Annotated in this window: 17 protein-coding genes and 2 pseudogenes; 12 read left to right on the top strand and 7 right to left on the bottom strand. The window is 69.5% G+C overall.

Annotated elements, in window-relative coordinates; all coding sequences use genetic code 11:
* Positions 1 to 354: pseudogene (locus tag EAO75_RS29855) on the top strand (MarR family transcriptional regulator); the annotation flags it as partial.
* Positions 355 to 432: 78 nt separating this feature from the next.
* On the opposite strand, the gene EAO75_RS29850 reads toward EAO75_RS29855, so the two are convergent.
* A complete protein-coding gene (locus tag EAO75_RS29850; protein WP_147998259.1) occupies positions 433 to 717 on the bottom strand; it encodes a hypothetical protein in 285 nt (94 codons plus the stop codon).
* Between the two features lie 262 nt (positions 718 to 979).
* On the opposite strand from EAO75_RS29850, the gene EAO75_RS29845 reads away from it, so the two are divergent.
* Together EAO75_RS29845 and EAO75_RS29840 are read left to right on the top strand one after the other, a co-directional pair.
* On the top strand, positions 980 to 2,461 hold the full coding sequence (locus EAO75_RS29845; RefSeq protein WP_147998258.1) for a glycoside hydrolase family 76 protein: 1,482 nt from the start codon (positions 980 to 982) through the stop codon (positions 2,459 to 2,461).
* A 72-nt stretch (positions 2,462 to 2,533) separates the two neighbouring features.
* On the top strand, positions 2,534 to 4,384 hold the full coding sequence (locus tag EAO75_RS29840) for a glycoside hydrolase family 76 protein (protein ID WP_147998257.1): 1,851 nt from the start codon (positions 2,534 to 2,536) through the stop codon (positions 4,382 to 4,384).
* Positions 4,385 to 4,449: 65 nt separating this feature from the next.
* Here the strand turns inward: EAO75_RS29840 and EAO75_RS29835 are convergent, their stop codons facing one another.
* Entirely contained in the window at positions 4,450 to 4,965 is a 516-nt protein-coding gene (locus tag EAO75_RS29835) for a hypothetical protein (RefSeq protein ID WP_147998256.1), read from the bottom strand.
* A 219-nt stretch (positions 4,966 to 5,184) separates the two neighbouring features.
* The gene (locus EAO75_RS29830; protein ID WP_147998255.1) at positions 5,185 to 5,886 is read right to left on the bottom strand and encodes a FadR/GntR family transcriptional regulator; all 702 of its coding nucleotides are present in this window, start codon (positions 5,884 to 5,886) and stop codon (positions 5,185 to 5,187) included.
* 227 nt (positions 5,887 to 6,113) lie between these two features.
* On the opposite strand from EAO75_RS29830, the gene EAO75_RS29825 reads away from it, so the two are divergent.
* The 5 genes from EAO75_RS29825 to EAO75_RS29805 all read left to right on the top strand — a co-directional run bounded on the left by EAO75_RS29825 (position 6,114) and on the right by EAO75_RS29805 (position 13,086).
* Positions 6,114 to 7,355 carry an aminotransferase class V-fold PLP-dependent enzyme gene (locus tag EAO75_RS29825; RefSeq protein ID WP_147998254.1) on the top strand — a complete coding sequence of 414 codons (1,242 nt, stop codon included), beginning with the start codon at positions 6,114 to 6,116 and terminating at the stop codon, positions 7,353 to 7,355.
* Positions 7,352 to 8,653, top strand: a complete 1,302-nt coding sequence (locus EAO75_RS29820) for an ABC transporter substrate-binding protein (protein ID WP_147998253.1) — start codon at positions 7,352 to 7,354, stop codon at positions 8,651 to 8,653. Before EAO75_RS29825 ends, EAO75_RS29820 begins: the two co-directional genes overlap by 4 nt.
* Positions 8,654 to 8,655: 2 nt before the next feature.
* Complete coding sequence (locus EAO75_RS29815) at positions 8,656 to 9,636, top strand: carbohydrate ABC transporter permease (protein WP_147998252.1); 981 nt, start codon at positions 8,656 to 8,658, stop codon at positions 9,634 to 9,636.
* On the top strand, positions 9,633 to 10,469 hold the full coding sequence (locus EAO75_RS29810; protein ID WP_147998251.1) for a carbohydrate ABC transporter permease: 837 nt from the start codon (positions 9,633 to 9,635) through the stop codon (positions 10,467 to 10,469). Before EAO75_RS29815 ends, EAO75_RS29810 begins: the two co-directional genes overlap by 4 nt.
* A gap of 199 nt (positions 10,470 to 10,668) precedes the next feature.
* On the top strand, positions 10,669 to 13,086 hold the full coding sequence (locus EAO75_RS29805) for a GH92 family glycosyl hydrolase (RefSeq protein WP_147998250.1): 2,418 nt from the start codon (positions 10,669 to 10,671) through the stop codon (positions 13,084 to 13,086).
* Positions 13,087 to 13,169: 83 nt separating this feature from the next.
* Here EAO75_RS29805 and EAO75_RS29800 read toward each other — a convergent pair whose 3' ends face one another.
* The gene (locus EAO75_RS29800; protein WP_222723996.1) at positions 13,170 to 14,558 is read right to left on the bottom strand and encodes an MFS transporter; all 1,389 of its coding nucleotides are present in this window, start codon (positions 14,556 to 14,558) and stop codon (positions 13,170 to 13,172) included.
* A gap of 107 nt (positions 14,559 to 14,665) precedes the next feature.
* Here EAO75_RS29800 and EAO75_RS29795 point away from each other — a divergent pair, with 107 nt between their 5' ends.
* On the top strand, positions 14,666 to 15,253 hold the full coding sequence (locus tag EAO75_RS29795; RefSeq protein WP_147998249.1) for a helix-turn-helix domain-containing protein: 588 nt from the start codon (positions 14,666 to 14,668) through the stop codon (positions 15,251 to 15,253).
* Positions 15,254 to 15,302: 49 nt separating this feature from the next.
* On the opposite strand, the gene EAO75_RS29790 is transcribed toward EAO75_RS29795, so the two are convergent.
* Complete coding sequence (locus EAO75_RS29790) at positions 15,303 to 18,182, bottom strand: helix-turn-helix domain-containing protein (protein ID WP_187284635.1); 2,880 nt, start codon at positions 18,180 to 18,182, stop codon at positions 15,303 to 15,305.
* 180 nt (positions 18,183 to 18,362) lie between these two features.
* Here EAO75_RS29790 and EAO75_RS29785 point away from each other — a divergent pair, with 180 nt between their 5' ends.
* From EAO75_RS29785 to EAO75_RS29775, 3 genes are read left to right on the top strand one after another with little or no spacing between them, the layout of a single operon-like run.
* On the top strand, positions 18,363 to 19,613 hold the full coding sequence (locus tag EAO75_RS29785; RefSeq protein WP_147998247.1) for a tryptophan dimethylallyltransferase family protein: 1,251 nt from the start codon (positions 18,363 to 18,365) through the stop codon (positions 19,611 to 19,613).
* Between the two features lie 49 nt (positions 19,614 to 19,662).
* Positions 19,663 to 21,066 (top strand): tryptophanase, encoded by a 1,404-nt coding sequence (locus EAO75_RS29780; RefSeq protein WP_147998246.1) that lies wholly within the window; start codon positions 19,663 to 19,665, stop codon positions 21,064 to 21,066.
* 53 nt (positions 21,067 to 21,119) lie between these two features.
* Positions 21,120 to 21,965, top strand: a complete 846-nt coding sequence (locus EAO75_RS29775) for an SAM-dependent methyltransferase (protein ID WP_147998245.1) — start codon at positions 21,120 to 21,122, stop codon at positions 21,963 to 21,965.
* A 28-nt stretch (positions 21,966 to 21,993) separates the two neighbouring features.
* On the opposite strand, the gene EAO75_RS29770 is transcribed toward EAO75_RS29775, so the two are convergent.
* Together EAO75_RS29770 and EAO75_RS29765 are read right to left on the bottom strand one after the other, a co-directional pair.
* Positions 21,994 to 22,887 carry a GNAT family N-acetyltransferase gene (locus EAO75_RS29770; RefSeq protein ID WP_147998244.1) on the bottom strand — a complete coding sequence of 298 codons (894 nt, stop codon included), beginning with the start codon at positions 22,885 to 22,887 and terminating at the stop codon, positions 21,994 to 21,996.
* Between the two features lie 47 nt (positions 22,888 to 22,934).
* A pseudogene (locus tag EAO75_RS29765) lies at positions 22,935 to 23,415 on the bottom strand (amidohydrolase); the annotation flags it as partial.
* Positions 23,416 to 23,450 lie beyond the last annotated feature (35 nt).

Here is a 23,450-nt window from a genome sequence, read left to right as displayed (position 1 = left end):
CAGGTCAGCCCCGCCTCCATCTCCAAAGCCATCGCATTCCTGGAGAGCCAGAGCCTCGTCCGCCGCGAACGCGACGAACGCCGCCGCGACCGCTACATCGTCGACGACGAACTCTTCTACCAAGCCACCATCGCCAGCGCCCGGGCCAACGACCAGCTCGTCGAAACCGCCCGCCAGGGCGTCACCGTCCTCGGCCCCGACACCCCCGCCGCCGCCCGCCTGGAGAACATCGCCCGCTTCCTCGACTTCATCAGCGAAAGCATCACCCGCGCCGCCGAACAAGCCCGCGAAGTCCTCCACACCAAACCCCGAACAGCCCCGGACGACACCACCCGGCCAACCCCGGACCGCTGACAGACAGCCGTCCGGCCGTCTGTTCAGTCCTCCGTCGTCGGTGACCCGGCTGAATCGCCCGGCACCCGCCCCGGTCCACTAGGCATGTGCGACGACCTCACCTGCCGTGACCTGGGGAGGATTGGGAAGCAGAGAGGCCAGGCGGTCCCGTACGAAGTCGCTCGCCCTGGCGGTCGACTGCTCGGCGCCGGCCCGGTCCTGGAAGACGCTCGTCGACACCATCACCCCGCCGCCGGCATCGACCCAGTAGTAGGCCACGAAGCCCTCGACCTGGCCAAGGAGCAGCACGAACTCCTCGTTCACCACGCGTCCCGCCTCAGCGGGATCCGTCACCCCTTCGTACCGCCGAACCACTGCGTACATGACTGATCTCCTCAAGGAACGAGCTGCCGAAGGGACGCGCGGCCGAGAATCCGCGCATACGGGGTACCCCACGCAGCACGCACAGGGTGCGCCAGCCCGCCGCAGTTCACCGGAAAGGGCCCCACCCGTGATCCGAACGGAGGAGCGAACCCGGCAACTCCCTTACACACCAGGCCCATTGACGCTCCAACTCCCCGCCATTACCTTCTGAGAGCGCTCTCACATTCAACCTTCAGCAGGCGTTGCCCGGCAGGGAGGCCCCATGACTCCCGTACGAAGGAACCACACGTCTCTTTCCGTCCGACGGTCGGCCGCGGGGTTCGCCCTGGCGCTCCTCGTGGGCCTCACCCCTCACACAGCGTCCGCCGTCGGCGCGACCCCGACCGCGGCCATCTGTAACAAGTACTGCGATGCCCGTGACCCCGCGCTCTCCCCCAGCGACCGCACGCCGGTAACGGCCACCCTCCACGGGCGATCGATCCTCCTTCACTTCGACGACGCCGACGCGATGGGCTGGGCGTCCCTCGGCAACGGCAGCCCGGGCGACGAGGTGTGGCTCGACCGCTCCTTCGACGGCGGCCGTACCTGGAGCTCCGGGAGCAAGCTCGGCGACACCACCGTTCCCTCGGGTCAACGGGGCTGGCGCACGCTCATGTACAACGTGGACGACTGGAACAACCACGGCATCGGTGCCCTGCGTGCCTGCGGCAAAGCAGGCGATCGCGCCGAGATCGCCTGTACCTCGTGGGCCCGCACCACCTGGAACTCGGGCGATCGACGCACCGCGGCGGCCACCGGCCTGATGACCTTCTACAACTACTCGACCGGCCTGTTCGACACCACCGGGTGGTGGAACTCCGCCAATGCCCTGACCTCGGTCATCGACAACATCCGCGGGTCGGGGATGGGCAGTTACTCGTACGCGATCTCCCGCACCTACGACCTGAATGTGAACGCGCAGGACGGGCAGTTCCGCAACGACTACGTCGACGACACCGGATGGTGGGGGCTTGCGTGGGTCGCCGCGTATGACCTGACCGGCGACCGCCGCTACCTCGACACCGCTCGCACCGACGCCGACCACATGGCTGCGTACTGGGACAGCACCTGCGGCGGCGGAGTGTGGTGGAGCACGGCGAAGACCTACAAGAACGCCATCGCCAACTCCCTCTACATCCAGCTCAACGCGGCCCTGCACAATCGGATCCCGGACGACACGACGTATCGGGAGCGGGCCCGCGCCGGTTGGTCCTGGTTCCAGGGCACCGGAATGATCAACGGCTCGAATCTGGTCAACGACGGTATCGACCTGGCCACTTGCCGCAACAACGGCCAGGCCGTCTGGTCGTACAACCAAGGTGTCCTGCTCGGCGCCCTCACCGAGCTGCACCGCGCCACCGGGGCAGGCGAACTACTCACTCGCGCACGGCAGATCGCCAACGCCGCCACCTCGACTTCTTCCCTCCACACCGGCGAGGGCATCCTGCGCGACCCCTGCGAGGGTGGCGACTGCGGCGCCGACGGGCCGTCCTTCAAGGGCGCGCACGTGCGCGGTCTGGGCAAACTCAACGCCGCGCTGCCGGACCATCCCTATGGCGCCTATCTGCAACGCCAGGCGGACCGTGCCCATACGAGCGATCGCAACGCACTCGACCAGTACGGACTGCGCTGGTCCGGCCCGATCGACGTGGTGGACGCGGCACGACAGCAGAGCGCCGTCGACCTGCTCAACACGGCGCCGTAGCAAGAGCGTTCATGCCGCACGGAGTGTCACATCCCTGAACGCCCCTGACGGAGAAAGGGCGGGTACGTCGTCATGTCAGCACGGAGACATCGCACATGGACCGGGCTCCTGGTTCTGGCACTCGCCCTGGCCGGACTGGTCGCCCTGCCCACGCCCTCCCACGCGGCGCCGGCCGTCTGCGCGCTGGCATGCGACACCCTGGACCCGACGAAGGCGCATCAGGACACGTTCCCTGTGCCGGACAAGAACATCAACGGTCGCGTCCTGCGACTGCACGTCTCCGACCCGGACAACATGGCTTGGGCAAGCATCGACCACGGTGTGCGCGGTGACTCGGTCTGGCTCGACCGGTCCTGGGACCGTGGCACCACCTGGGAGCCACTGCTCGGCAAGGCGAGCATCCCCGATACTTGGACCGGCACCCGCACGCTGATGTACAACGTCTCCGACCCGGCCGGTCACCGGCGCGGCTGGATCCGTGCCTGCGGCGACGCCGGTGCAGTCGACTGCACCGACTGGGTGTACCCGCGGGTCTGCGACGGCACTTCCTGCGACGGCGCCGATCCCGCCACCGCGTCCGGCGACGACACCCCCGTCCCCTCGACCACTCTCTTCGGCCGCACCATCAGCCTGCACCTCGACCAGCGAGGCGGCATGGCCTGGGGCGTGATCGAGAGCGGGGGCGCGGGCGACGAGATCTGGCTCGACCGTTCCTGGGACGCCGGCGCGAGCCGGCCCGAGGGCTCCTCGCTCGGTCGCAGGGGCGTGCCGTCCGGAGCGTCCTCGGCCCGGACCGCCATGTTCGCGACCCGGGACCCGCGTGGCCTGTTGTACGGCGGGGCGGTCCGCGCGTGCGGCCGTGAGGCCTCTCACCAGGAGGGCAGCTGTACGGCATGGGCGAGGCCCGCGCCGACCCGGGCGCGCGCGGCGGCGGACGCACTGATGGCGTCGTACCACACCAACGAGGGCTGGTGGCGCAGCAGTTGGTGGAACTCTGCCGTCGCGCTCACCTCGGTCATCGACTTCGCCGAGCGGACCGGGCGGCACGACTACGACTGGGTGATCGCCCGCACCTTCGAGCAGAACCGTGGCGTCTTCCCGGCGGGCGTGCGCAGTTCGGACCCGATCGAGGGCCACTTCATCAGCCGCGCGGTCGATGACGCGGCTTGGTGGGCGGTGGCCTGGCTCACGGCGTACGACTACACCGGCGAGCGCCGGTATCTGGACGAGGCGGTCACCATCACCGACTACGTCCACCAGTTCTGGGACCCGAGCACCTGTGGCGGCGGTGTGTGGTGGGACCGGGAGCGCACGTACAAGAACGCGGTGACCAACGGACTGTACCTGTGGCTCACCACGTCACTGCACCAGCGCATGGGTGGCGGCACCATGTGGGGCGACCGGGCGGTCACGGCGGCGGACTGGTACCTCGCCAGTGGGATGATCAACTCCGCGGGTCTGATCAACGACGGGCTGACCACGGGCTGCGCCAACAACGGCCAGACGGTGTGGAGTTACAACCAGGGCCTGGCCATCGGTGCCTTCACCCAACTGTGGCGATCCACCGGGAACGGCCGCTACCTGGATACGGCCACGCGCCTGGCCGACGCCGCGATCTCCTCGCCCGCGCTCACCCGCGACGGCATTCTGACCGAGTCGTGCGACATCGCGACGAACTCCTGTGACGACAACCAGAAGCAGTTCAAGGGAATCTTCATGCGCCACCTGGCGGACCTGGCGGACGCCACCGGATCCGCCGCCTACATGGCGTACGCCGAGAGGCAGGCCGATTCGATCTGGGCCAACGACAGGGACTCCCTGAACCGCCTGGGCCAGCGGTGGTCCGGCGCCACTCCCAACCCGTCGGACTGGCGCACCCAGGCCGGCGCGTTGGAGGCGTTGACTGCTGCGGAGCGACCCTGACCGTCATGCCTCCCGCGGAGGCTGCCGCCGAGGYYRRCCACGGCGGCAGCCAGGCAGTGCAGGGTTCAGCAGCCACCGCAGTTGTAGTAGAGGACGTCCCAGTGGTTGCCCTCGTCCGCGTAGATGTTGCCCGAGCCGGAACGCCACTGCGGTGCGCCGTCGCCGCGCGGGCCTATGTAGGTGAAGTTGTTCTTGATGTAGTTCCCGACGCAGGTGTACTTGCTGAAGTCGAGCTTGTAGCCGTTCCAGTGCGAGTACGTGCCGGACGCGTGCCCGGTCTCGGTGCCGCCGGTGATGTTCAGGGCGCAGCCGCTGGCACGCTTGAGGGTCTGGGCGCCTTGGGCGGTGGCCAGGTTGAGCTGGTCGAAGGACGTGCATGTGGGGTTGTTGCGGTTGGAGCAGTTCCCGGACGACGACCAGGTGATGCCGACCTGCTGGAACATGGAGGTCGCGGTTGCGTGACTGATCTTGGTGACGGCGAAGGCCTCGCCGGCGGTGCCCATGACGGCGGCGCCGGGGGCGATGACGACGGTGAGGGCGGTGAGGACCGAGCGGAGCTTCAAGGCCTTGGTGACCTTCATCTGGGGACCTTCCTGCGATGGGCCATGCTTCGTGAAGGCGGCTGTGCAGGTGGTGCGGGAAGAATGGTGCCCGCGATCTACGCGCGTTGGCCAGAGGACGAAACGGAACACGTGGGCCCGCACGGACAGTTGCCGAGGTCGTCCTGAGCCCTCCCGCCCTTGGTTGCCGGAGTGCCGGCGTGATCGAAGGCGTCAGAGCGGGCCGCCCATCCCCGATGGTCAGTCCGTGTTGTCGGTCTCCTCCACCGGGGGCATGAACGCGCGCAGCCACCGCTCGGTCTGCGCGACATGTGCCTGCGCCGCGCCGGCCGCGGCGACGGGGTCGCGGTCGGCGATGGCGGTGGCCAGGACGCGATGGTCGTCGTCGCTCTTCCTGCGCAGGTCAGGGCCTTCGGGCAGGGTGAAGACCTGGTACTTGCGGGAGCGGGCGCGGAAGACCGCCAGGAGGGAGGCGAGGGTGGGGTTGCCGCCCACGCGGGCGATCTCCGCGTGGAAGCGGTGGTCGAGTTCGGAGGCTTTGGTGGGGTCGCTCGTGGCTTCCATGTCCTCGATGAGGGAGAAGAGCGTGCGCACGCTCTCCGGTGTGCTGCGCGCCGCCGCTTGGGCGGCCACGTGGGCCTCCAGGACGCGCCGGATCTCGTAGACCTCCAACAGGCCGGACAGCGGGAGGAGTTCGAGCGTCAGGGAGAGGCTGCCGATCACGTCCTCCGGCCTCAGCTGTGAGACGTAGGTGCCCGAGCCGTGTCGCGGCTCGATGACGCCCAGGGCGGCGAGCATCCGTACGGCCTCGCGCAGCGAGCCCCGTGAGACGCCCAGTTCCTCGCACAGGTCGCCCTCGGGCGGAATGCGCTCGCCCGGACCGAGGCGTCCCGTCGCGATCATGTGCCGTAGGCCGTGGAACGCCTTCTCGACTGCGGACATCCGTCCCTCTTCCTCCCCTGGCGGGCCGGCGATCATGCCGCCGTCCCCTCGGAGCACTGTAGCGAGTCTCAGATGTGTCGGATGCGCGTCATACGAAAGTCATCTGATGACTTTCACTGTACGACCCTTGTTTCCGCCAAGAAAGGTGGTGCAGGATGCCGACTCATCAGATGTGTCCGGCGGAGTCTGATCTTCCGTGGCCCCGCCCTGCCCAGATGTGGAGTCCTGTGAGCGAGACCGAGGTGACCACCGCACCGCGCCCTCTGCTGCTGGCGGACGGCCGGCCCGCCGACCGTGCGTGGTCGCTGGATCCTGCCCTCAAGCACCTGAACCACGGCTCCTTCGGGGCGGTTCCTCTGGTGGCTCAGGAACGGCAGGAACTGCTGCGCGTGGAGATGGAACGCTCACCGGTGGTGTGGTTCCCGGCACTCCCCCAGCGGCTCGCCGCCACCCGCGTCCAACTCGCCGACTTCCTGCGCGTCAGTCCCGGCGACCTCGCCCTGGTCCCGAACGCCAGCGCCGGCGCGAGTGTCGTCTACGCCGCCCTCACCCTGCGTCCCGGCGGGGAGATCGTCGTCACCGACCACGGCTACGGGGCCGTGACGATGGGTGCCGAGCGGCTGGCACGACGCTGGGGTGGCCGGGTCCGTACCGCCCGGGTGCCGCTGGACGCGGACGAGGACCAGGCGTACGAGGCCGTGGCCGCTGAACTCGGCGACGCCACCGAACTCGTCGTCGTCGACCAGATCACCTCGGCGACGGCGCGGCGGCTGCCGGTGGAGCGCATCGGGGCGGAGGCTCGCCGGCGCGGCATCCCCGCCCTCGTCGACGGCGCGCACGCGCCCGGCCTGCTCGACGCGCCGCTCGCCGACGCGACCTACGACTTGTGGACCGGCAACCTCCACAAGTGGGGCTGCGCCCCGCGCGGCACCGCGGCGCTGGTCGCCCGCGGCCCGCTGCGCGACCGGCTCTACCCCCTCATCGACTCCTGGGCGGCAGCCGAGCCTTATCCCGACCGCTTCGACCAGCAGGGCACCGTCGACGCCACGGCCTACCTCGCCGCGCCGACGTCCCTCGCCTTCATCGAGCGCACCTGGGGCTGGCCCGCCGCCCGCCGCTACATGGACGAGCTCGCCGACTACGGCGCCCATGTCATCGGCACCGCACTCGCCGATCCGGCCGACGCGGACAGCGCGGTCGACGTCGGCATGCCCGTTCCCGGCATGCGCTTGGTGCGCCTCCCGGACGGACTCGCCGCCGACCGCATCGAGGCAGACGCGCTGCGCGACCGGGTGGCCCTCGAACTGGGCGTGGAGGCGGCCTTCACCAGCTTCGACGGCATCGGGTACCTGCGTCTGTCCGCCCACGTCTACAACACCGCCGCCGACTACGAGTACTTCGCCGAGGAATGCGTCCCCGTCCTCGGCAAGTGGGCCCGAGAAAACTCAGGGAAGAGGTCAGCACAATGAGAAGAAGGACGGCAGCTCTCGCGCTCGGCACCGCCGCCGCGATGGTCCTGACCGGCTGTTCCACGATGAGCCCCGGCGCGAGCGGAACAGTCACCCTCAACATGGTCGAGAGCCTGACGAACCCGACCCGCACCGACCTGCTCAAGGACCTCATAGCCGACTTCGAGCAGCAGAACCCCAAGATCAAGGTCAACCTGGTGTCCCCGCCCACCGAGCAGGCCGACCAGAAGCTCCAGCAGATGCTCCAGTCCGGCAGCGGGGTGGATGTCCTGGAGGTCCGCGACATCACCGTCGGGCCCTGGTCGAACAACGGCTGGCTCTACGACATGAAGAAGGACCTCGGCGGCTGGAAGGGCTGGGAGGCGATGACGGAGAACGCCGTCAAGGCCTCGCAGGACGCCAAGGGCAGGACGTACTTCGTCCCGTACGGCTTCTACGGCCTGAGCCTCTTCTACCGCACCGACCTGATCAAGAAGGCGGGCTTCAACAAGCCGCCGGCCACCTGGCAGGAGCTGCTGGAGCAGGCCACCGCCATCCACGACCCGTCGGCGCGCCGTTACGGCTACGCCTTCCGCGGCGGGGCCAACTCCAACAGCAACGCCACCGCCGCCATCGAGGCCTACCTCGCCGACCAGGTCGACCCGGCGAACGGCTTCAAGCTCAAGAGCGGCCGTACGATCTTCTCCGCCCCCGAGGCGGAAGACGCCGTGGAGAACTATCTCAAGCTCTTCAAGCAGGCGTCCCCCAAGTCGTCCGTGGCCTGGGGCTACCCCGAGATGGTCGAGGCGTTCTCCAACGGCTCCACGGCATTCCTTCTCCAGGACCCCGAAGTGATCGCCACGGTCTCGGAGTCGAAGTCCCTCTCGAAGGACCAGTGGGGCACCGCGCCGCTCGTGGCCGGACCCGACGGCAAGACCGTGCAGCCGCTGGCCACCGCCGGGTGGGGTGTCGCCCAGGGCAGCAAGCAGAAGGCCGAGGCCGTCAAGCTGGTCGAGTTCCTCTCCCAGGGCGAGGCATCGACGACGTTCACCAAGAAGAACAGCCTGGTGCCCATCCTCAAGTCGGCGACCAGCGYCCCCTTCTACAAGACCGGGCCCTGGGCGAGCTACGTCACGATGACCGAGCAGCCTGACAAGTACCTGGTCGTCACCCAGCCGCGCGGTGTCACCTGGTGGGCCGAATGGCAGCAGAAGGCCGACACCGACGTGCAGAAGCTGATCCTCGGCAAGACGACGCCCAAGAAGCTGGTCGCGGGCTGGGACGCGTACTGGACCGAGAAGTGGCAGCAGGAGCAGTAGACATGTCCGTCACGTCCACAACGGCGACGAAGACGACGGCACCGGGCAGTGGGGAGGCCTCCCGCAAGCGAGGTCTCCCCCACGGGGGCCGCCGACGGGAGTTCACCACCCGCCGCGGTCTGCAGATCGCCGCCTTCATGGCGCCGGCCGCGGTCTTCGTGGCGGTCTTCACCTACTACCCCATGATCGCGGGCGGCCAAATGGCCTTCCGCACCTGGAAGTTGACCGACCTGACCGACACCTCCTGGGTCGGGTTGAAGAACTTCAGCGACGTCTTCGCCGACCCCGCCTGGGGCACCGTGCTGGGCAACACCGCGGTCTGGGTGGTCGGTTCGATCGTCCCCCAGCTGGTGATCGGCTTCGCCCTCGCCCTGTGGCTGCGCCGCCGCTTCCGCTTCCGCGGCCTCTACCAGGCGCTGATCTTCTTCCCCTGGGCGATCTCCGGATTCCTCATCGGCATCCTCTTCCGCTGGCTGTTCAACAGCGAGTTCGGCGTCGTCAACGACCTGCTGCAGAAGGCCGGTCTGATCGACGAGCCGATCGCCTGGCTGGCGGACCCGAAGACGGCGATGGTGGCCGTGCTCATCGCCAACATCTGGTACGGCGTCACCTTCTTCGCGATCATGATCCTGGCCGCACTCCAGTCGATCCCCGACGAGCTCTACGAGGCGGCGGCACTGGACGGCGCCGGCAAGGCACGCACGCTCTTCCAGATCACCATCCCGTACATCCGCACCACGCTGGCACTGACCGTGCTGCTGCGGGTGATCTGGATCTTCAACTTCCCCGACCTGATCTTCGGCATGACCGGCGGCGGGCCGAACAACGAGACGCACATCGTGACCACCTGGATGATCAAGATCACTCAGCAGGGCGACTACGGCAGAGCCTCCGCGCTCGGCCTCCTCGTGGTGGCCGCGCTGCTGGTGTTCGCGGTGTTCTTCCTCATGGCCACGCGCGAAAAGAAGGGAGTGAGGCCGTGATCGGCAAGGAGTCCACGGTCGGCCGGGCCGTCAAGTTCACCTTCCTCGGCGRGTGGCTGCTGTTCACCGTCTTCCCCCTCTACTGGATCACCGTCACCTCGCTCAAGGCACCCGGCGACATCTTCCACTTCCCGCTCGCCTACTGGCCGGAGCGGTTCTCCCTGGAGAACTACAGCGGCCTGTTCGGCACCGCCGACTTCGGGACCTACCTCACCAACAGCCTCATCGTCTCCACCGTCGCCGGTGCGACGGCCACGGCGATCTCGATGCTCTCGGCGTATGTGCTGGCCCGCTTCGAGTTCCGCACCAAGTCCGCTCTGCTGATGGCCGCGCTGGTCACCCAGATGATCCCGTCGTTCATCGCGCTGGGACCGCTGTACCTGCTGATGACCGACCTGCGGCTGGTCGACAACCGACTCGGCCTGATCCTCGTCTACATCGCGGTGTGCATCCCGTTCTGCACGGTGATGCTGCGCGGCTTCTTCGAGAACATCCCGGACGCGCTGGAGGAGGCCGCCATGATCGACGGCCTGTCACGGTTCGCAGCACTGTTCCGGGTCCTGCTCCCGGTGATGCGCCCCGGCATCGTCGCCGCGTTCATCTTCAACTTCGTCAACTGCTGGAACGAGCTCTTCCTGTCGGTGACGCTCATGAACAGCGACAGGAACAAGACCGTCCCCACGGCCCTGAACGGCTTCATCTCCAGCTTCAACATCGACTGGGGCTCGATGTCCGCGGCGGCCGTGCTCACCATCCTGCCCACCATGCTCCTGTTCGCCTTCGCCAGCCGCCACATCGTGCAAGGCRTCACGTCGGGGGCGGTGAAGGGCTGAGGGACTGGCGCTTGATGGATACGGCAAAGCCTCCGCACCGTTCACCCCGCCTTCACCGCCACAACGCACGAGCCACTCTCCTCCCTCCGGGCATCCTCCTAGCGTTGGGCGCGGTCAGTAGTCGTGCCGTGCCGGATGTTCACGGCAGGCTCCGTTCTCCTGTCCTTCATGTGCCCCTCTGCGAAAGGCGACTGCTCCTATGCGCCCTCAACGGCCGCGCACGGCAAGACGCTTCGGCACCAGAACCGTGACCGCTCTGCTGGCCACCGCACTCGCCGTGGCCGCACCCTTCCCGGCCTCAGCGGCAGACCTGCCCGCCGAGCACCCCTCCGCTCTGGTGGACCCGCTGATCGGCTCCGCGAACGGCGGCAACACCTATCCCGGTGCCACCCTCCCGTACGGGATGATCGCCTGGTCCCCGACGAGCACGACGGGCGACCAGACCAGCACCGGGGCGGCCAACGGCTACCAGTACGACACGACCCGCATCCGCGGCCTGAGCCTGACGCACGTCAACGGCGCCGGCTGCAACCCCGGTGCGGCCGGTGACGTACCGATCATGCCGTTCGTCGGGGACGTCACCTCCTCCCCCTCGGCGGACACCAAGGACGCCGTCTACGCCGCCGACTTCAGCCACGCCGACGAGCGGGCCACCCCCGGCCGTTACACCCTCGGTCTGAAGACCGGCGCCAAGGCCGACCTCGCGGTCAGTGAGCGCGCGGGAGTCGCCGACTTCACGTTCCCGAGTGACCGGGCGGCCAACCTCCTCTTCCGCGTCTCCAACTCCCTCAACGGCAGTGAGGAGGCACACGTCGACATCGATGCCGCCCACCGCAAGGTGACCGGATGGGTGCTCACCGGCGCGTTCTGCGGCCGCCGTGCCAACGGCGGGGTCAACAACCGCAAGAGCTACTACAAGCTGTACTTCAGCGCCTCCTTCGACCGCGCCTTCTCGTCGGTCGGCACCTGGAAGGACGGCACCCTCTCTCCCGGCTCGACAACCGCTTCTGGCGGTGAGGGATATGCGACGGGCGCGGACCGCGCGGGTCGCGGCTCCGGCGGCTGGGTCGGCTTCGACACGAGCTCCGACAACGATGTCCGGATGCGGCTCGGCATCTCGTACGTCAGCCTCGACGGCGCCGAGGCCAACCTCCGCGAGGAGATCGCGCCGCACGCGCGGGTGGCCGACGTGGCCGCGGCCGGAGCGCGGGCCTGGGACCGGGAGCTGAGCACTGTCCGGATCGAGGGCGGCAGTGAGGCGCGCCGCCGGACCTTCTACACCGCGCTCTACCACTCCCTCATGCAGCCGAACCTGATCAGCGACACCGACGGCCGTTACTGGGGCATGGACCAAGCCGTGCACCGACTGGCGCGCGGACAGCGGGCGCAGTACAGCAACTTCTCCGGCTGGGACCAGTACCGGGCGCAGATCCAGCTGCTGGCATTGCTGAAGCCCGCCGTGGCGGGTGACTTCGCGCAGTCCCTGTACAACTTCGCCGATCAGAACGGCGGCGTGTGGGACCGCTGGGTACACATCAGCGGCGCCACCCACGTCATGACCGGCGACCCGTCCGCGGCGACGCTGGCCACGTTCTATGCGATGGGTGTGCGCAACTTCGACTACGAGGGTGCCTTCGACTCGCTCGTCCGCCAGGCCACGGTGCCCCACCCCGACGGGCTGTCGGATGCCGGCTGCCCGGGCCAGTGCGAGGGTCAACGCCCCAACCTGGCGCAGTACTTGCACTCGCACTACGCCGCTCAGGACGTGTGCCACTGCTGGGGCGGTGCCGCCGAGACCCTGGAGGACGCCGTCGCCGACTCCGCGCTCGCCAACTGGGCGAAGCTGCTGGGGCGGGACACCGAGGCCGAGGTCTTCACCGAGCGCGGCGCGTACTGGCGCAACGTCTTCAACCCCGACACCGGCTACATCCAGGCCCGCAGGGCGGACGGTTCCTGGGTGACTCCCTTCACCCCGGCGAGCGACCTCGGCTTCGCGCAGGGCACCAGCGCCACCTACACCTGGATGGTGCCGCAGGACGTGCAGGGTCTGGCGGAGGCGATGGGCGGCCGGGAGGCGGCCGCTGCCCGCCTCGACGGCTTCTTCCACAAGCCGGACGGCTCCTGGTCGGTCCGCGGGGGCGACCCGCTGCGCTACGACCCCACCAACGAGCCGGGCATCCATGCTCCTTGGCTCTACAACGCCCTCGGACAGCCCTGGAAGACGCAGGCAACGGTGCGCCAGATCGTCGACTCGGTGTACGGCACCGGCCCGGCGGGCCTGCCGGGCAACGACGACCTGGGCACCATGTCCGCCTGGTACGTCTTCTCCGCTCTGGGCCTGTATCCGCAGACGCCGGGCAGCGCGTCGCTCCTCCTGGGCACACCTGTCTTCCCCACCGCGGTACTGGACCGACCCGGCCACAGGGACATCACGATCAACGCCGCCGACGCCGACGACACGCACGTCTACGTGGACGCCGTACGTCTCGACGGGCGGCCCCATCAGAACTCCTGGGCCGGTGCCGGTCTCCTGCGAACGGGCGGGTCCCTCACCTTCCGCCTCGCCGCACAGCCCAACACCCGGTGGGCAACCGATCCTGCCGGTCTGCCGAAGTGACACGAGGGTGTGGGGCCCGGCAGGCCGGGCCCCACACCGCTGCGCCCGGTTTCGAACGGTTCACGGGTTCCGACAGCCCTTCTTCACGTCTTCGACCGCGACGCATGGGCCATGAGGACCAGGAGGAGTCCGCACACGGCGACCAGGATCCAGCCCGGGCGGGACGCGTGCGCAAGCGTTGCCGGGGTGCTGCCGGCCACCAGGCCGCCGGCGACGGCGATGCCGAGCGCGGAGCCGACCTGTCGTGCGGTGGACGTGATCGCTCCGGCCACACCTGCCCGGGCCGGAGGCAGTCCGCTGACCGCCGTATTGGTGATCGGCGCGTTGGCGAAGCCGAACCCGATGCCGGTGAGCAGGTAGGCGAGCAGGAGCAGGGGCAGGCTCGTGTGCCGGTCGATCCCTACCAGGCACAGGCCGCCCGCCGTGGTGAAGGCGCCGGCGAGGATCAGTGGCAGCCGGGGTCCGACGCGGCCGACGAGACGGCCGGACCAGGGGGCGCAGAGGGTAGCGCCGACGGCCATGGGCAGGGTCGCCGCTCCGGCGGCCAGTGGCGTGAATCCCCGGGTGTGCTGCAGGTAGAGGGTATTGAGCAGCAGCGTCATGTTCAGCGCGACGAAGACCGCCACGGCGCCCAGGACCGCGTGGCCGAAAACCGGGCTGCGGAAGAGCCGCAGATCCATCAACGGCTGGGACCGGCGGCCCTCGACCCATACGAATCCGACCGTCGCCACGGAGGCGACCCCGTAGGCGGCCAGCGCCGCAGGCGACGTCCAGCCGATGTGCGGCCCTTCGATGACGACGCCGATCCAGACCCCGATGACCACGGTCAGCAGGGCCTGACCCGGAACGTCGAGGCGCTGTGCCCGCGGCCCCCGTGACTCCGGCACGAACACCGCGCTGAGCACCAGGGCGGCCAGGATGACGGGAAGGTTGATCCAGAACAGTGCCCGCCAGCCGAGCCCCGCGACGAGGGCGCCGCCCGTGACGGGTCCGACGGCCATGCTGAGCCCGAAGACGGACGCCCAGATGCCGATGGCCTGCGCCCGCTCTCGTGGGTCGGGCATCGCGTTGACCACGATCGCCAGAGCCACAGGACTGAGCATCGAGGCCCCGATGCCCTGCACGGCGCGGGCCGCGACAAGCGCGCCCACCGAAGGAGCCGTCGCACAGAGCAACGAAGCCGCACCGAACACCAACAAGCCGGACTGGAACACCCTCCGGCGTCCGAAGCGGTCCGCCAGCGCACCGGAGGAGATCAGCAAACCGGCCAGGACGATGGTGTACGCGTCCACCGTCCACTCAAGACTGCGGGTCCCGATGCCCAGGCCGCGCCCGATGGCCGGCAGGCCCACGTTGACGATGGTGGTGTCCAGCCCCACCAGGAACATGCTCAGGCAGCAGACAGCCAGCACCGTCCAGCGCCTGCGCGCGCTCAGAGCGGGCGCAGCAGGAAGAGTCGTCGTCGCAGTCACGGGTTGCCTCTCACATCCGGGAGTACCTGTCCGGCCAGACTCAGGCCGTCCGACAAGCACCGACCAGCATTTTTGCGAGGACCGCAAAGAGCTGCACACTGAGCCACATGGACGCGGAACTGGAGCAGATCCTCGACGGAATCGGGCCACGACTGCGCGCGCTGCGCCGGGACCGAGGACTCACACTGGAGGCGCTGGCGACCACGACCGGCCTCTCGGTGAGCACACTGTCCCGGCTCGAATCAGGCATCCGACGCCCAACCCTGGACCTACTCATCCCGCTCGCGCGGGCGCACCGCGTCGCGCTCGACCAACTGGTGGCCGCACCGGCCACGGGTGACCCCCGGGTGCATCTCACGCCCCTGCGCAAGGACAACGGCAGCATCCTCGTGCCCCTGACCCAGTACCCGGGCCGGGTACAGGTGTTCAAGCACGTGCTGGCTCCCCGCGAGCCGAAGCTGGTGACCCACGAGGGCTACGAATGGCTCTACGTCCTCGCGGGCGAGCTGCGCCTCATCCTCGGAGCGCACGAATGCACGCTCCAACCCGGCGAAGTGGCCGAGTTCGACACCCGAGAACCGCACTGGTTCGGTCCGGCGAACACGAGCGCCGTAGAGATCCTGCACCTGTTCGGCCCAAGGGGCGACCAGGCCGTCGTCCGCGCACGCTCCTCGGCCACCGATCCCACACCATGACGCTCTCGCACATCGGGCTCGCCACCGCAGTACGGGTCGACGGGCCGCCTCATGTGCGGTCGGCGCAGGGCGGGCGGTAGTCGAGGCCAGGGAAGTGGCGGGACCACTGGGCCCGGCTGATGGTGACGCGGACCTGCGCACAGACGTGGGCGAGTGCCCGGGACGGGTCGGTGCTCCAGATCTCGACTGTGTGGTCGTAGCTCAGTGTGACGATCGCCCCGTGCGCCGAGAGAGGGAGTACAGCCGCGAGTCCTCCCGAGAGAGCGGTCAGCGAGGCTCGTTCGACGGGGCGCGAACGGTTGGCTGCTTCCCAGAGGCGTACCGTCCCGTCCACGGCGGCCGTGACCACCTTGCGGCCGTCGGGGGTGAACTCCGCCGAGGTGATCACGTCGGTATGGCCCTCGAGCCGGCCCAGCCGTCGGTGGTGGCGCGGATCGGTCACATCCCACAGGAGCGCCYTGTGGTCGTCGCTGCCGGACAGGAGGGTACGGCCGTCCCGGCTGTAGGCGAGGGAGTCGACGAAGTTGTCGTGGCCCTTGAGAACGGCGATGGCGGGCGCGTGACGCGGGTCGGTCACGTCCCACAGGCGGACGCTGCGGTCATCGGYGCCGGAGGCCAGCGTGGTGCCGTCGGGGCTGAAGGCAACCGGTTTGACGTTGAGGGAGTGGCCGATCAGTTGGTTCAGGAAGCGGGGGCGGGCCGGGTCGCTCACGTTCCACAGCCGGATGGTGCGGTCGTAGCTGCCGGTGGCGACCGTCTGGCCGTCCGGGCTCACGGCCAGCGAGAAGACGAGGTCGGTGTGGTGCGTCCGGGTCCTTGAGAGCAGGCGCGGGTCGCGGGGGTCGGTTACGTTCCAGAGCCGGATCTCGCTGTCCCGGCCGACGGCGATCAGTGTGTTCCCACGGGGGCTGAAGGCGAGTGCCAATGCGCTGTCGGTGTGGTCGGGTTCGGCGCCCAGACGGACGGGGCGCCGGGGATCCGTCAGGTCCCACAGCCGGATACTGCCGTCGTCGTGGGCCGTGGCCAGGGTGCGGCCATCGAGGGTGACGGCCATGGCGTGGACCTGTCTGTCCAGCGTGCGCGGCAGCACGCTGAGGAGGCCGTTGCGGGTTGCCTCGTTCGAGTCCAACTCGTATGCCGCCAGCGCGAGTTGTGCGGCGAGCGAGCTGTCGCGAGTCCGCAGCGCCACCGAGCTGTCGACCGCCTTGAGCGCGAGGACGTGGTTGCGCTGCACGGTGACGGTCTGCTGGGAGCGCACGGCGAAGGCGACGGCGGACACGGCACAGACGAGCAGCACGACGAGGGCCGCGACGAGTCGGCGCCGACGGCGGACCCGATGGCGTGTGCGCAGCGCCTCCGCCTGCTCCGCGGTTTCGCTCGCGTCGAGGAAGTCGCGTTCCCGAGCGGTCAGCGCTTCCTTCGGAAGGTCTTTCCCGGCGGCCAGACGCACTCCGCGATAGAGGGTGTCGGGATCGTGATTCAGTGACTCCCAGACCGCGGTGGCCTCGGTGAGAGCGCGATGCAGGCGCAGTTGATCCCGGTTCTCGCTCAACCAGCTGCCCAGCCGAGGCCAGCAGCGGATCAGAGCCTCGTGGGTGATCTCGACGTGATCCCGGTCGACGGTCAGCAGGCGTGCCCGGGTGGCCTGTTCGAGAACCCACGCGGTGTCGGAGGTGTCGTCGAGTTCGTGGCGCGCTACGCGGCGCTTGGTGTCCTCGGTGCCCTCGCCCAGGGCGACGAGTCGTAGGAAGAGCCGCCGGGTGATCTTCTGCTGGGTATCGCTCAGGCCGGAGTGGAAGGCTTCGGCGGTCTGGGCGAGAGCGCCCTCGAAACCGCCTGCTGCCTGGAATGCGGCGAGGGTCAGGGCGTTGCCCCGCCGGCGGTGCCAGGTCTCCAGGAGCGCGTGTGAGAGCAGGGGCAGAGCCCCGGGTCGGCCGTGGGCGTCGGCGGTGAGGGCCGCGAGCAGGGCGCCCTCCACGGTCAGCCCGGCGCGGGCGGCGGGCCGGACGATCGCCGCCCGTAGTTCGTCGGTGGTCATCGGGCCGACGGGGACGTGGGCGTCGGTCAGCGCGTCGACGAGGGTGGGGAGCCGGGTGCAGTGCGTGTAGAAGTCAGACCGTACGGCGAGGGCGACGCGGCAGCAGCTGTCGGGGGTCTGCGCGGCGTGCAGCAGCGCGGCGACGAAGGCGTCGCGCTCCCGCACACTGCGGCAGAGAGTGAACACTTCCTCGAACTGGTCGACGATGACGAGGAGTTCGCCGGCCGGATTCGGTGAGCGGGCCAGAATCTGCCGCGCCGCACGATGCAGAGTGCGCGGCTCCGACGCGAGTTCGGCGCACAGGGTTCCCGGTGTGACGTGAGCGCGGGCCGCCAGCTGAATCGCGCATTCCTCCAATGGACGCGGGCCGGGAGTGAGAACCAGGGCGGTTGCTCCGGAGAACTGGGGGAGCACGCCGGCGCGCAGCACCGAGGATTTTCCGGATCCCGAAGCTCCGAACAGAACGAGGAATCTCTTTCCATTCAGGTGTTCGACCAGTCTGTTAGTGAGATTCTCACGGCCGAAGAACGAGTCGGCGTCGGACTGCTGGAAAGAGGCCAGGCCGACGTAGGGCGCACAAGCTGCATCCCCGGCCCGATCCGGAACCTCGCCGACGGTCCTGGCGGCACATTCGGCCGCCGTCCTGCGCCAGATCACCTCCCATTCCCGCTCGTCACCGCCGCAGGCGCGGACATAGGCGAGGGTGACGGCCAGCGTGGGCAGTTGACGTCCCGCTGCCGCTCCGGAGAGCGTCGCGATCGAATAGTGCGCCCGCCGCGCGAGGTCCCGGTAGGTGGGACTGCCGGCCTGCTCCCGCACCTTTCGTAATTGCGCCGCGAATTCCAGCAACGGCCCGCCGCCCGCTTCCAGCGGGCGCTCACCACGTGGCACCTGTACGCACCTCCCCCGAGCCATTCGGATTGTTCACCATGCGTTTGTTCAGCGCCAGCGCACCGATCGTGAACAACCGGCACCGGCTACAAACGGTTCATCGGGGCCCGCACCGAAGCGGCACGACAGATCTGCGACAAGCACTACCGATCGGCGAGAAATACCGAACTGGGAGGACGTATGGACGCGTACACGCAACAGTGCGCCGGACCGCAGGGCGGGGCTGCGGGGACACCTCCCCCGTCCCCCGGCCTGCTGCCGACAGCCACCGGGCCGGGCGCAAGGACCGCGGCACGCTCCGAGCCGGACCGGCTGGGCGAATTCACGGCCGGGCAACTGGGACGGCTGTGCGACCTGGTCGGGATGGACGCACGGCGGCGGACCGCCCACCAGCGGGTGCTGTGCGATCTGTTGGGTCCGGCCTCAGCCCGGCCGCTGGCCGACCTCCCGCCCTCGCCGTCGTTCGTCTCCGACGATCACACGCCGGTGGAGTTCTCGCTGACCTTCCCCGCTGACGGCGCACCCGTGCTGCGGGTACTGGTCGACCCGGGTTGCGCGGCCCGAGCATTGCCGGACAACGCCCGGACGGCGTGGGCGGCCGTGGGGCGTCTGGCCACGCAATGGGGTTTTCGCCTCGACGAGTTGACGCGCGTGAGCGACCTCTTCCTCCCGCCGGTGCCGCACGGGCCGCTGGCCCTGTGGAGCGCCCTGGAACTGCGGCCGAGCGGCCCACCGGGGCTCAAGCTGTACCTGAACGCGGGGTCGCGGGGCGTCGAGCGGGGCATGGAGACCGTCTGCGAGGCCATGAGCAGGCTCGGCCACGGCCCGGCGTTCGAGTCCGTGCGGAGCTACCTGAAGCCCCGCTTCCCCGAGCGGGCCACCCTCCTGTTCTTCGCCCTGGACGTGGGACCGTGGACCGAGCCGCGAGTGAAGGTCTACGTCGTCCACCACCAGGCCACGGCCACCGAGGCGGCGGACGCGGCCCGCCTCGTGCCCAGCGCGTGTCCGGAACGCGTTGCGGAACTGTGCCGCCGGATCGGCGGGGACGAGTCCTTCGGTCGGCTCCCCCTCGTCTCCTGCTACTCGTTCACCGGCGCGGACGCCGGCCGTCCCACGGGCCACACCATCCATGTCCCCGTCCGCGCCTACGTCCGCGACGACCAGGATGCCCGCGACCACGCCGTGCGGCTCCTGCGGCAGTACGGGATCCACAGCGCTCCGCTCGACCGTGCCCTCGCCGCACTCACCACTCGCCGCCTGAGCGCGGGGGTGGGTCTCATCTCGTACCTGAGTCTTGTCCAGGCGGACCGGCAAGCGCCGCGGATCACCGCCTACTTCTCTCCCGAGGCGTACCACGTCTTCCCTCCACGGGAGGACGCCGGTCCCGGAACGCCCGCCGATGGCCACTGCGCCGCAGACCGCACCAGCTGAGCCCGCGTCGGCCCGTCGGCCGACGGATGTCCTGAAGGGAGAACCGACCGTGGAACCGTACCGGATCAAGGTTGTCGAGCCGATCCCCGTCACCACCCGCGAGCAGCGGCAAGCCGCCCTCGCCCGGGTCCACTACAACCTCTTCGACCTGCGGGCCGACGAGGTCACCGTCGACCTGCTCACCGACTCGGGCACCGGCGCCCTGTCAGCCGCCCAACTGGCCGCAGGAATGGAGGGCGACGAGTCGTACGCGGGGTCGCGCTCCTTCCACCGCTTCCACGACACCGTCCGGGAGCTGACCGGCTATGCGCACATCCTGCCGGTGCACCAAGGACGGGCGGCCGAACGGCTGCTGGCCTCGACGCTCCTGGGCCCCGGCAAGATCTTCCTGAGCAACACGCACTTCGACACCCTGCGGGCCAACGTCGCGCTGAACGGAGGCGAGGCCTGGGACCTGCCCTGTCCCGAGGCCCGGGACCTGGACAGCACGGAGCCGTTCAAGGGGAACATCGACACCGCTCGCCTGAAGGCCGTCCTGGACGGGCCGGACGGCTCCCGTGTCGCTGCGGTGATCATGACGCTCACCAACAACGGCGGCGGGGGCCAGCCGGTGTCCATGGCCAACCTGACGCTGACCTCGTCGCTCTGCCGGGAGCGCGGCGTGCCCCTGCTCCTGGACGCGGCACGGTTCGCGGAGAACGCCTGGCTGGTCACACAGCGGGAGGCCGCATACCGCGACCACAGCCCGCGGCAGGTCGCCGAGGAGGCGTTCAGGCTCGCCGACGGCTGCGCGATGAGCGCCAAGAAGGACGGCATCGCCCACATCGGCGGCTTCCTGGGCCTGCACGACACCGACCTCGCCCGGCGCTGCGAGCTGCTGCTCATCGCCACCGAAGGCTTCCCCACGTACGGCGGACTGGCCGGACGCGACCTGGACATGGTCGCCCAGGGCCTGACCGAGGTCACCGATCCGGGCTATCTGCGCGCCCGGGCCGAGGACACCGCGTACCTGGCGGACGTGGTGCGGTCGGCGGGCGTCGACATCGTCGAGCCGCCGGGTCTGCACGCGCTCTACCTCAACGCGGGCCGTCTGCTGCCGCACATCCCGCCCCACCGGTTTCCCGGCCAGGCGCTGGCCTGCCAGTTGTACCTGGAGGGCGGCATCCGCAGCGTGGAGCTCGGCTCCCTCTACCTGGGCACGGAGGACGAGCACGGCGCTCCGCTCACCAGCGCCCCGTACGAGCTGGTGCGACTGGCGGTGCCGCGCAGGACGTACACCCGTGGCCACTGGGACCACGTCGGGCGGGCGCTGGTCCGCACCGTGCGTGACGCCCGCCTGATTCCCGGCCTGCGCATCACCGAACAGCCCGCCTCCCTGAGGCAGTTCCGGTCCAAGCTCGCCCCGGTCGCCCCGGTCGCCCCAGTCGCCCCGGTCGCCCCGGTCGCCCCGTAGGCCCAGGCTCCGCGGCGCCCGCACCCGGCACCCCTGACGAAAGGCACCCGAACATGGGACACGAGCAGCGCGTACGCGAGTACTACGACTACGCCGGACCCGCCTACGAGGCGCTCATGGACGCCATCTGGCATCACGGCGACCCGGCGGCGGAGGCCCGCGGCCTGCCGCCGCTGCAAGCCGCCCGGGCACTGGAGGAACGGCTGGTCCGCCTGGCCGGGCTGCAACCGGGGGGCCGGGCACTCGACTTCGGCAGCGGAGTGGGCGGGGCCACCGTGCACATGGCCGGGTTCACGGGGGCAACCTTCGTCGGGCTGTCCAACAACGAGTGGCTCTCCCAGCGGGCCCGTCGGCTGGCCGCCGAGCAGGGGCTGGCCGACCGGGTGCAGTTCCTCACGGTCGGTGACGAGGACTACACGACCCTCGCTGCCTGGCCCGACATGAGCTTCGACGCCATCACCTTCTACGAGTCCGTGTGCCATCTGCCGCGCAAGGAGCAGTTCTTCCGGTCGGCCCACCGGCTCCTGAAACCCGGAGGGGCCCTCGTCGGCATCGACTGGTTGCAACGGCCGTTCGGCGCTCATCGGACGCCGGAGGAGATCGCGCACTTCATCGACCCGGTCAACGACGCCATCTGCCTCGCCGGTCTCGGCACGCTCCACGACTACGAGGCGATGCTGGAGGACGCCGGGTTCTTCGTCACCCTCGCCGAGGACCTCTTTCCGGGCATCCCGTGCTGGGGCAGCACCCCGTCGGAGGACCGGCCGAAGTGGCTCGGCTACGACGGCCCCGGCGGCGAGCAGATCCAGGCCGGCAAACATGCCCTCGACGCCGCGCGTGGCGCCGGCGTCTTCACCGTCGGCGCCTTCGGAGCCCACCGACCCGACCCGACGTCCTGACCGGCGCCAGGTGCGATGCGCGTCGGTCCTATTTCCTGCCTGCTTCGGGTGCCACGTAGGAGAACCTGTACCCGGTGAAGTCGGCAAGGTGGACATAACCGATGCGCTGGTAGAGGGCGTTGCTGGTGGGGTTGGTCGGGTCCGCGAACAGGACCACGTCCGTCGCGCCCGCGGTCAGCGCGGCCCTGCTCACCTCGACCGTCACGGCGCCCGCGTAGCCGCGCCCCCGGAAGTGGGCCGGGGTGTAGACGGGGTCCACCCGGACCATGCCGCCGACCATCGGCGTCGAGCCCGCCATGGAGACGGGAATGCCGTCCGGGGTGTCCCAGAAGGTGAAGTACTTGTCCGCAAAACGCGTGTCGGCCCAGGAGCCGGCGTCATTGGCGTCCATGGAGACGGTCTCCGCGACATCGACGCAGAACTCACGGCACCAGCGCACCACTTGCTCATCGTCCTTCTCGCCCGCGACGCGGCCCCGGCCCTGTGGGTGCGGCTGCGGCGGGGTGAGGGTGCCGAGACGGTAAAGATGAGTCCGCCAGAACGGTACCGGCGCTGCGCCCGTGCGCCGCTGCCATGCCTCGGCGAAAGCGGTGGCGGTCTCGTGGTCCGCGATGACGTTGGACGGGGAGTGGCCGAAGCCGGCCAGGCAGGCGGCGAGGCTGCCGGCCTGCTCGGCGGAGAGGGGAGTGAGGCCCAGGCGGCCGTGCGGTGTGCGATAGAAGATGGCGCGGACCTCGCCTCCTGACTCCAGTCGGCCGAAGACGGTGGCCTCGGCACCGGGTGCGTCTGCTCCGCGTGATCGCAGCTTCTCGATGTCCGTCAGCGGCGTGTTGTGCAGGGCGGGGCGCGAACGCAGGAAGTCTCCGGCTCGGGCGCGGAAGTCGTCGACGTTTTCGGTGAGTTGCCAGTCATCCGGGAGCATGCTTCATGATCCCGGTTGGATGGGACTCGGGGGCCGACTTGCAATTCTCACGCGGCCGAGGCGTTGAGTACGTGGTCGCGTGAGACCTGGACCGCGGCCCGCAGGGCGGCCAGGTCGACGTCGAGGACGTGGCCGTTCCATTTGCGGGGCTCGCCGTTGATGAGGACGGCGCTGATGTTGCGGGCGTCGGAGCCCAGCACGATCGTGCCGATCGGGTCGTTGAGGGGCCTGTTGTTGAGGTCCTCGGCCTGGATGACCAGCAGGTGTTGACCGCGCGCATTCGCTGGATGGCGTGCAGGGCCCTCATCTGCGTGAACATGTCGCTGGCGAGAGCGACTTCGACGTCGATGCTCAGTCCGGGCGGATGCCGACGGACAGCGCCTCGTCGACGGCCGGGATCGCGGTCTCCGGGCCGATCTGCGCGTCGGAGGTGGGGGCCAGCGCCACGGTGGTGCCGGTCTCCCCCATCGCCTTCCACGCCTCGGAGGTCAGTCCGGTGGAGTGGATGAGGGTGACGTCGGGGCCGACCTCTTCGCGGCGCAGACCGGGCACCCTGCGCCGGC

It is taken from the genome of Streptomyces sp. UW30 (assembly GCF_008042075.1).
GTDB lineage: Bacteria > Actinomycetota > Actinomycetes > Streptomycetales > Streptomycetaceae > Streptomyces.
The sequence above is the reverse complement of the archived record's forward strand: the minus strand, read 5'-3'. Positions and strand labels throughout refer to the sequence as shown.